This is a genomic window from Natrarchaeobaculum aegyptiacum (genome assembly GCF_002156705.1).
GTDB classification, from domain to species: Archaea; Halobacteriota; Halobacteria; order Halobacteriales; family Natrialbaceae; genus Natrarchaeobaculum; species Natrarchaeobaculum aegyptiacum.
On sequence record NZ_CP019893.1, the window covers coordinates 3922136 to 3930546 of the forward strand.

At 63.5% G+C, this 8411-nt stretch carries 6 protein-coding genes; 4 read left to right on the top strand and 2 right to left on the bottom strand.

Going from position 1 to position 8411, the window contains the following annotated elements; translation table 11 throughout:
* Positions 1-40: 40 nt before the first annotated feature.
* Positions 41-1129 carry a PAS domain-containing sensor histidine kinase gene (locus B1756_RS18900; RefSeq protein WP_086889960.1) on the bottom strand — a complete coding sequence of 363 codons (1089 nt, stop codon included), beginning with the start codon at positions 1127-1129 and terminating at the stop codon, positions 41-43.
* A 184-nt stretch (positions 1130-1313) separates the two neighbouring features.
* Here B1756_RS18900 and gatE point away from each other — a divergent pair, with 184 nt between their 5' ends.
* The 4 genes from gatE (at position 1314) to B1756_RS18920 (ending at position 6702) form a co-directional block, all read left to right on the top strand.
* A complete protein-coding gene (gene gatE, locus B1756_RS18905; protein WP_086889961.1) occupies positions 1314-3200 on the top strand; it encodes a Glu-tRNA(Gln) amidotransferase subunit GatE in 1887 nt (628 codons plus the stop codon).
* A gap of 153 nt (positions 3201-3353) precedes the next feature.
* Positions 3354-4019, top strand: a complete 666-nt coding sequence (locus B1756_RS18910; protein WP_228434419.1) for an HTH domain-containing protein — start codon at positions 3354-3356, stop codon at positions 4017-4019.
* A gap of 306 nt (positions 4020-4325) precedes the next feature.
* A complete protein-coding gene (locus B1756_RS18915; RefSeq protein ID WP_086889962.1) occupies positions 4326-5678 on the top strand; it encodes a HEAT repeat domain-containing protein in 1353 nt (450 codons plus the stop codon).
* A 424-nt stretch (positions 5679-6102) separates the two neighbouring features.
* On the top strand, positions 6103-6702 hold the full coding sequence (locus tag B1756_RS18920; protein ID WP_228434420.1) for a DUF7504 family protein: 600 nt from the start codon (positions 6103-6105) through the stop codon (positions 6700-6702).
* Positions 6703-6894: 192 nt separating this feature from the next.
* Here B1756_RS18920 and B1756_RS18925 read toward each other — a convergent pair whose 3' ends face one another.
* Positions 6895-7719 (bottom strand): RNA methyltransferase, encoded by an 825-nt coding sequence (locus B1756_RS18925; RefSeq protein ID WP_086889964.1) that lies wholly within the window; start codon positions 7717-7719, stop codon positions 6895-6897.
* Positions 7720-8411: the final 692 nt, after the last annotated feature.

Here is an 8411-nt window from a genome sequence, read left to right on the forward strand (position 1 = left end):
TGGTCGATCGGACGATGGAGGCGACCGATCGTCGCCGACCTTACCGCTCGAGTGGAAGTTCGATCCTGAAAATCGCACCACGAGGGTCGTTGTCGTCGATCCAGATCTCGCCGCCGCTTTTCTCGACGACGTTGCCCACGAAGAAGAGTCCGAACCCGCGGCCGTGGTGGAGCTGATCGCGTTCCTCGCGGCCGAAGACGAGGTCCTTGCGATCGTCGTCGATCCCGGGGCCGTTGTCGGCGATCGAGAGCAGGACGCGGTCGCCTCGAACACGCGTCGTAACCTCGACGCGAGGATCCGCTGCGTCGTTGTGGATAACCGCATTCGAGAGCACGTGCGTGATCGCCTGTCCGAGGAATTCGGCGGCCAGTACCCGGACCGACGTCGATTCGGCGTCGAGGGGGTCGTAGCTGATCGTCGCCTCCGGGAACTTCTTTCTGGTCGTCGCGACCGCGTCCTCGAGCAGCCCGTGCAGGTCGAGAGCCGTTCGTTCGGAGTCTGAGCCCGCGACGGTCGCGTCGAGCAACTCCTCGAGCCGCCTCGAGTTCTCGGAGGTCGCGAGCAGGTGTTCGATCTCCGACTGGATCTGTTCGAAGTGATCGCGCAACTCGTCGTCACCATCGAGCTGGAGTTCGATCAACTCGACGTACCCCGAGACGACGTTGAGCCGATTTCGCAGGTCGTGTCTAAGTACGCGGCGGAGGACGTCGAGCTGTTCCCGGCGCTGCCTGAGTTCCGTGACGTCCTTGATCGTTCCGACGTTGAACTCGCTTCCCGCGATTTCGACGCGAGTGACGTGGACCTGAATTGGGATCTCGTCGCCCCGGGACGTCCGATGAGCGCCCTCGTATACGCGCGTCTCGCCCATCGAAAAGGACTTCCAGTAGTCGTCGAACCGGGACTGATCGAGGTCCGGGTTGACGTCGCCGACCTCGGCTCCGACGAGGTCGGCTCGAGAGCGCCCAACGAGGTCGGCGTAGCGTTCGTTCACGTAAACGAATCGGCCGTGCTCGCCGACCGCGCCAACGCCGACGCCGACTCCCTCGACCATCTGCTCGAAGAACGTCGAGACCCGGCTCGCGGGATCCTCCCCGCCGAGATACTCGACCAGCGCCCGGTGACAGTCCATACCTACGAACAATAATGATGGACGGTATGTTTTTCTGTTTTACTGTGGCTCGGTTGGTGTTTTCTGTTTCAATACCCGTAATATACAGGTTCGGCGGGCTGGCCATCGCTGGAGTGGACCGCGAGTGGTCGTCCACGAGTGCGACTGGACGGTTTTTTACCCCTCCGGACCAGAGTCCTCGCCAATGACTGCCGAGGAGTACGATCCCGACGCCGAGTACGAGGAACTCGGGCTCGTCGCCGGGCTGGAAATTCACCAGCAACTGGATACGGCGACGAAACTGTTCTGTGACTGTCCGACCGAACTTCGCGAACCCGAGGAGGCGACGCGGACGTTCACGCGCTACCTCCACCCCACGCGGAGCGAACTCGGCGAACTCGACGCCGCAGCCGTCGAGGAGAGTCGCGTCGACCGCGAGTTCGAATACCTCGCCTACGACTCGACTTGCCTCGTCGAGGAAGACGACGAACCACCCCACGAACTCGACGAAGAGGCGCTCGAGACGGCCCTCGAGGTCGCTCAGCTGATGGAGATGGCCCCGGTCGATCAGGCCCACGTCATGCGCAAGATCGTCGTCGACGGCTCGAACACGACCGGCTTCCAGCGGTCGACCCTGATCGCCACCGACGGCACGATCGAAACCAGCGACGGACCCGTCGGAATTGAAGACCTCCTGCTCGAAGAAGAGAGTGCCCAGCGCGTCGAAGAGACCGACGACGGCGTTCGTTACAGCCTCGATCGACTCGGCATCCCGCTGGTCGAGATCGGGACGAGTCCCGATATCTCGACGCCGGAACAGGCACTCGAGGCAGCCGAACGAATCGGGATGCTGTTGCGCTCGACGGGCAAAGTAAAACGCGGCCTCGGGACGATCCGTCAGGACGTCAACGTCTCGATCGCCGAGGGTGCGCGCGTGGAGATCAAGGGCGTCCAGAGTCTGGACGACATCGACGACATCGTCCGGTTCGAGGCGAATCGTCAGGTCGAACTCGTCGAGTTGGCGTCGAAGCTGCAGGACAGGGAGGCATCGGTCGGTGAGCCCGAAGACGTCACCGCGGTTTTCGAGGACACGGAGAGCGGCGTGATTCGAGGCGCGCTGAGCGACGGGGGCTCGGTGATGGCGGTCCTGCTCTCTGGTTACGACGGCCTCGTGGGTCACGAAATCGCGCCCGACCGCCGACTCGGCACCGAGTTCTCCGACCACGCGAAGCGCCACGGGGCGGGCGGCATCTTTCACACCGACGAACTGCCAGCCTACGGCGTCACCGACGACGAAGTCGACGCGCTCCGGGAGGCCGTCGGCGCCGGCCCCGACGACGCCGTCGCCATCGTCGCCGACGCGACCGAGATTGCCGAGAGTGCGATCGAGGCCGTCGCCGAGCGCGCGAAGACGGCACTCGAGGGCGTCCCCGAAGAGACCCGGGGCGCGAACGACGACGGGACGACCCGCTACCTCCGCCCGCTGCCCGGCGCGGCGCGAATGTACCCCGAGACGGACGTCCCGCCGGTTGATCCCGATCCGAGCGAGGTGCCCGAGCCGGAACTGCTCACCGAGAAGGTCGAGCGCTACCAGGCCGAGTACGACCTCGACGCGGGACTGGCCGAACAGGTCGCCTACGGCCAGCGGATGCCACTGTTCGAAACGTGCATCGATGAGGGAGTCGACCCCACGCTCGCGGCGACGACCCTCGAGTCGACGCTCACCGAACTCCGCCGCGACGACGTCGCCGTCGAGAACCTGACCGACGAGCACCTGCTCGAGGTTCTCACGATGGTCGAGACGGGAGACCTGCCGAACGAGGGGATCACGGACCTGCTCTCGGCGCTCGCAGACGACCCCGACCGGACCGCCGCGGCGGCAGCCGAGGAAGAAGACCTCGGTGGAGCCGACGAAGACGAGGTCCGCGAGGCTGTCCTCGAGGTCGTCGAGCGGAACGAATCACAGGTCGAAGACGAGGGGATGCAGGCGTTCTCTGGGCTGATGGGCGAGTGCATGGGCGCGCTTCGTGGCAAAGCAGACGGCGACCTCGTGAGCCGCCTGCTCCGCGAAGAGATCCAGAAACGAGCCTGAGTCTCCACGGATCGGGTAGTTCGTTTTTTCCTGATTACCGTCGGCGAACGACCACCAGTCGTCGACCGCGTGTGAACGCCACGCAAATTCGGCGAAACCTGAATCTGCGGCAACATTTATTAACAGAGACGTTGGCCACCACAACGAACGAATATGACCAGCGAATCACCAGCACTCACCGTCGTCTGTCACGTCCGCGCACCACTGCTCTTGGAGCCGATCGACCGGCAGGTCGAGACGCTCACTGCGTGTGAGTCGGAGGGTGCGATCGACGACGTGCTGGTCCGAAGCTGGCCGAAGGAGGTGTCCCTGTCGGAGTCGACCCCGCACCAGGAGGTGCTCGAGTCCTACGAACGGTTCTCCGAGTGGGCCGACCGCCGCGGCGTGAGCATCGAGCCACCGTTCCGAACCCGGACGAACACGTCCCAGATCACCGGCGAGACGACGGAGTTGCTCGTCACCCCGCTGTGCTGTCTCGAGGTGTACGCAGACGACGATCTCGTGGGCGTCTTCCCGCACACGGACGGCGACGAAACCGTGACGACCGACGAGGTCATCGCGCAGCTGCGCACGGGCGAGGTTCCGACGCCGCTCGGGGCGACGCCGACGCGCGTCGAATCCGAATCGTGGGAGTGCCCGACCTGCGGCGGACCGCTGGTCGACGGCCAGGGCCTGTTCGCCTGCAGTGAGTGTGGCTGGCTCGGGACGGTCGCACCGACAGGTGACCTCCTCGAGTCGCCGGCCGGTGAATTCGCTACACTCGAGGGCGAAAGCGAAGCCGACCCTGGTGAGCCCTCGGACCAGCCGCTTTCGCAGTAGTGTTTTGTCAGGGAGAGAACACCACAGGGTAGACACGCGGCATTACCCGTCGATTCGGTGACGACTTCCGCCACCGATTTCTCGGCAGAGGGACCGTCACCTCGGCGACGAGCACGGTCTGGTCGTTAAACCTAGCCGGTCAGCGCTAAATTGTAACACTGCCAAAGAATATATCTATCATGGACGACGATACCACTGGTAGACGTCCTCACGAGAGAGAGTCCCACGTCGCTCGCGAGGCTCGTTCGGGGCGACGGTCGGCCCAATGGGGTGGAGCCGACGACGGGCCAGAGAACAGGTCACACCATGGCAGCAGACGAACCACACTTTCTGTACGAACTGGCACGGGACGGTGAGGAACTCGAGTTACTCGAGTACCTGACCGGCTCTGCGAAGCCACTCATCCGGTACCGCGCCGCGGAACTACTCGGAGGGTTGCCGACTCCCGCGGAATCCGACTCGGACCACGTCGTCACCCGGACGCTACGCAGGACGGTCAGGCAGGACGATCACGACGCCGTTCGGGCTGCCGCCATCGACGCACTCTACCTGCGTGACGAGGCCGCACTCGAGGAGGTCATCGACGAAGTCGCCGCCGCAGGAATCGACGACACACCGACCTGGATGGACGCCGACCGGCCGACCGAGTGGCTCGCTTCCGATCACCCGGAGTTCCGACTCGTCGCAGCGGCTGCCGTCGGTCGAATCGAGGACGACTCGGCGATACCAGCCCTGCTCGAGGTGCTCGACGATCCGGACGTTCGCGTCCGGGCGCGGGCGACGGCGGCCTGCGGAGCCATCGGCGATCCGCAGTGTATCGACGCGCTCGTCTTCCGGCTCGAAGATAGCCACGAACAGGTTCGACGCGCTGGCGCGCGAGCGCTCGTGGCCATCGGCACCCCAGCGGCCATCGACGCACTCGCGCCCGCGGCCCGATCGGACTCGGAGACCGTTCGGGCTATCGCCATCGACGCACTGGGGACGGCGGGCTCGCTCGATGTCGTCTCGCTGCTCGTCGAAGGACTGTCCGACCGGGACGAACACGTCCGGCGAACCGCCACCCGATCGCTCCTCGAGGTACTCGCGAACGCCCCACCACAGCGGAGTCACGAGGTGCGGACCGCAGTCGCCGAGGCAGTCGCCGATGCAGAACCGCCGGACCTCGACACCCAGCTCGTGACGATCCTCGGGGCCAACCAACCGGCGTACGTCCGACGCAACGGAACGTGGTTACTCGGCCAGGTGGTCGACGCCGACTCCGACCGCACCGACGACGTGCACCGGCGGCTGATCGAGGCACTCGAGGACCCGGACGAGGTCACAGCGAGATTTGCCACTGCCGCGCTGGTCGAACTCGTCGACGACGCAACCCTCGCCCGCCGTCTTCGAACCTTCCGGGAGGAGACGAACGTCGATTCGGCCGCCGAACGGGCGGGATTCGTCCTCGAGAAGCGGACGCGCAATCGAGGCCCGTCGCGCGAAGCCGTCACGAACGCCGTCGAGTACACCGTGATCGAGGAGCCATCCGATTACACTGCGAGGAAGCGAGAACGGCCGCTCGGCGGGAGTGACGACGGAACTGCTGGTCCAACTGACGATGGCGAGGACGGTGACGCTGGGGAGGGTGACGGTCAGGACGCCTGGGGTGAGACACCGTGACCGCGCTGGACACGCGGCTGCAATCGGCGCTGGTTCGTGATGTTCGGAGGGTTCGTTCGCGGTGTCCGTGAGTCGAACGCCACGTACCCCACTCGGTTGTGGCGAATCAAATTGAAGTCTGGTCTCGAATTGATCTTTCGCCGTGGAGAGCTGGCCCAAATCTATTTGACCATATCCGAACGATCGATACACCGGGTGCATGGTATACAGATGGGACTGTAGTCGATGTGGGTTCACAGTGTGGACCGGACTCGAGGGAGCAATTCGGGATGCCGTCCAGTCACACCTCCTAGAGCACGACGGCCGAGCGTTGTACAGAGACGGGTTTCGTATCGGCTGGGCGTGTCCCCACTGCTCGGAGAGCGCTCTGCGTCACGACGAGGATACGGCGGTCGAAGCGTTCGGGGAGCACCTGTTTAGCCACGTGGAAGGACGCGTCAGGTCCGGGACCCACGTCGCTGCCGACCTCGCCGGCTCGGGGAACGTGCTGCTCGCTTCGCCGCCCAACAGCGCGGGAATGGAGAACGCACTGGTGCACTTCGCGGCACCGTGTGACGTCGTCTTGCTCGTGACGTCCGACGTCGCCGGCAGACTTCGACTGCTCGACCAGCGACTCACGTCGTGGCCGGATCGAACCATCGTGCTCACGACGAGCGATCAGCCACTCGCCGGCGTCGACGACGTCGACCTCTCGAGGGTTCCCCTCGAGATCGTCAAACTCGAGGGCGGGTTCAGTCTCCCTCGACTGGGTGAAACCATATCACGTATCATCGACGAGCACGACGGCCCCGACGTCCGGTTTTCGGTCTCGTTCGAAGTGCTCTCGGAGATCGTCGACGCGTTCGAACTCGAGACGGTGTTCCGATTTCTCCACCTGCTGACCAGACGGCTCGAGACCGCCGACGCGCTCGGTCACTTCTATTTCAGTCCGGACGTTCGATCCGGACCGACGCTGAACCTGCTCGGCGAACTGTTCGACCTGCAACTCGAGGCCGAGTCGGATCGCTTCGTCTCGACGGCGTGAGCCACCAAGCAGTATGCCGTTGTGTGGACGATACGCTGCTTACACGGCTGAGAGACCTATTATCAACCATACACTAAAACTAGTCTAGAACTAGACTAGGACTAGACTAGGACTAGTACTAGGTTGGGGGAAAAGAGAGACGAAGGTCACTCGGGACGAACTGCCAAACGTCATCGAGGACGAACCGTCGCCTCAGGAATCGTCAGCCGAGGTCTCCGCCTGTTCGTCCGGGCGCTCTGTCGCCCGCCGGAGCAGTCCAAGGAAGGTGTTCGCCTCTCGAGTCGTAAGGTCAGCCCGACCGAACACTCGTCGAACCATCCGCATCGTCTTGGCTCGCTTTTCTTCTGGGTGGTTCAGTTCTGCGAGGAGCGCTTCCCACTGGTCGTAGAGTCGCTCGAGAGTCGGTTCCGGTGCTCGAACGCGGTCGACGTCCGGGAGTTGCGTCTCTTCGGGTGAGAGCGTCAGCGACCGAAGTTCGTAGAGCGTGATCGTCGCCGCTTGCCCGAGGTTGAGGACGGGATACTCGGCGTTTGCGGGGATCGAACAGATCTCGTCGATTCGAGCCAGTTCTTCGTTCGTCAGGCCGATCCGTTCCCGACCGAATACGAGGGCGGTTTTCGCTTCGACCGTCGGTAGCCGGATCGCGAGTTCGGCGGGCGTCGAGAACGGAAATCGAACGTGGCTGCGATCGTCTTCGTTGGTCACTGCAGTACATCCGATCGTGTGGTATTCGGAGACGAGTTCGTCGAACGTGAGTTCGGTCGCGTTCGGGAGAACGTCGTCTCGAGCGTGTCCAGCGAAGCCGTATGCCTCGCCATCCGGATCCAGATCCGGTGGATCGATCAAGAGGAGGTCCTCGAATCCGAAGTTCTTCATCGCTCGAGCGATGGTGCCGACGTTGCCGGGCGACTGGGCGTCGACGACTGCGACGGCGGGAGGCGAGCGGGTGAGCGGTCGAGTGTCGTCTGCGGTCGTATCGGTTTCGACGCTCCGATCCGGGTCTGGCGAATTGCTCATGCGTTCTGGATATCGTTATTAGCGAGCATGTATTCGGGATATCGTTGCTGGCGAGACGGTGGTGTAGCGTCTCGAGGCTGAAACACTCCCCCGAGAGTCGTCGTCTTCGTGAGTGCTATCCGTCCGGCCGACAAAAGTGGTCCGTTCTGCGGTACTTTCTGGCTGTCGAGGCCGAAAACTTGGGTTTCGAGGTCGAACGCGAACGATTGTGGCGGACATTGAGACGGGGACACACCCCCGTCGCGTTTGTAACGGCGAATGCGTGGGGGTACTGGAAACGTACACACCTCCGTCGCGGATGAAAATTTCGGGACATCCACGTCCGAATCCGCCAAAATCGACCCGTTCGAAATTACGTCACCATCCGTTCACCGTTACATCCGCGATGGGGGTGTGTGTCCCCTCCAACGTCTTCGGCGGGCACGGTCGTCGAGTTCGACGTCACTGTTCGAGTGCTCGTCCTCGACTCGGCAAAAACCCACCAGGGGACCACCTTCCTCCACCCCGTTACACCCGCGACGGGGGTGTGGGTGCGCGTTCGTCGAAGATAGACACGCGAGGGATGCCGTTCATCAATAATTCAGCCAACGGCTCGAATCAAACCGTCTCGAGCCGCTAACACGTCGAATTTACACCCGCGATCGATCTCCATACGCTTAAGGGGGTCCACTCGGAAGCCACGCGATACTGCA

Bases quoted from the DNA above. Each gene is read 5' to 3' on its own strand.
- B1756_RS18900 (WP_086889960.1), bottom strand. From the start codon at position 1,129: ATGGACTGTCACCGGGCGCTGGTCGAGTATCTCGGCGGGGAGGATCCC.
- gatE (WP_086889961.1), top strand. From the start codon at position 1,314: ATGACTGCCGAGGAGTACGATCCCGACGCCGAGTACGAGGAACTCGGG.
- B1756_RS18910 (WP_228434419.1), top strand. From the start codon at position 3,354: ATGACCAGCGAATCACCAGCACTCACCGTCGTCTGTCACGTCCGCGCA.
- B1756_RS18915 (WP_086889962.1), top strand. From the start codon at position 4,326: ATGGCAGCAGACGAACCACACTTTCTGTACGAACTGGCACGGGACGGT.
- B1756_RS18925 (WP_086889964.1), bottom strand. From the start codon at position 7,719: ATGAGCAATTCGCCAGACCCGGATCGGAGCGTCGAAACCGATACGACC.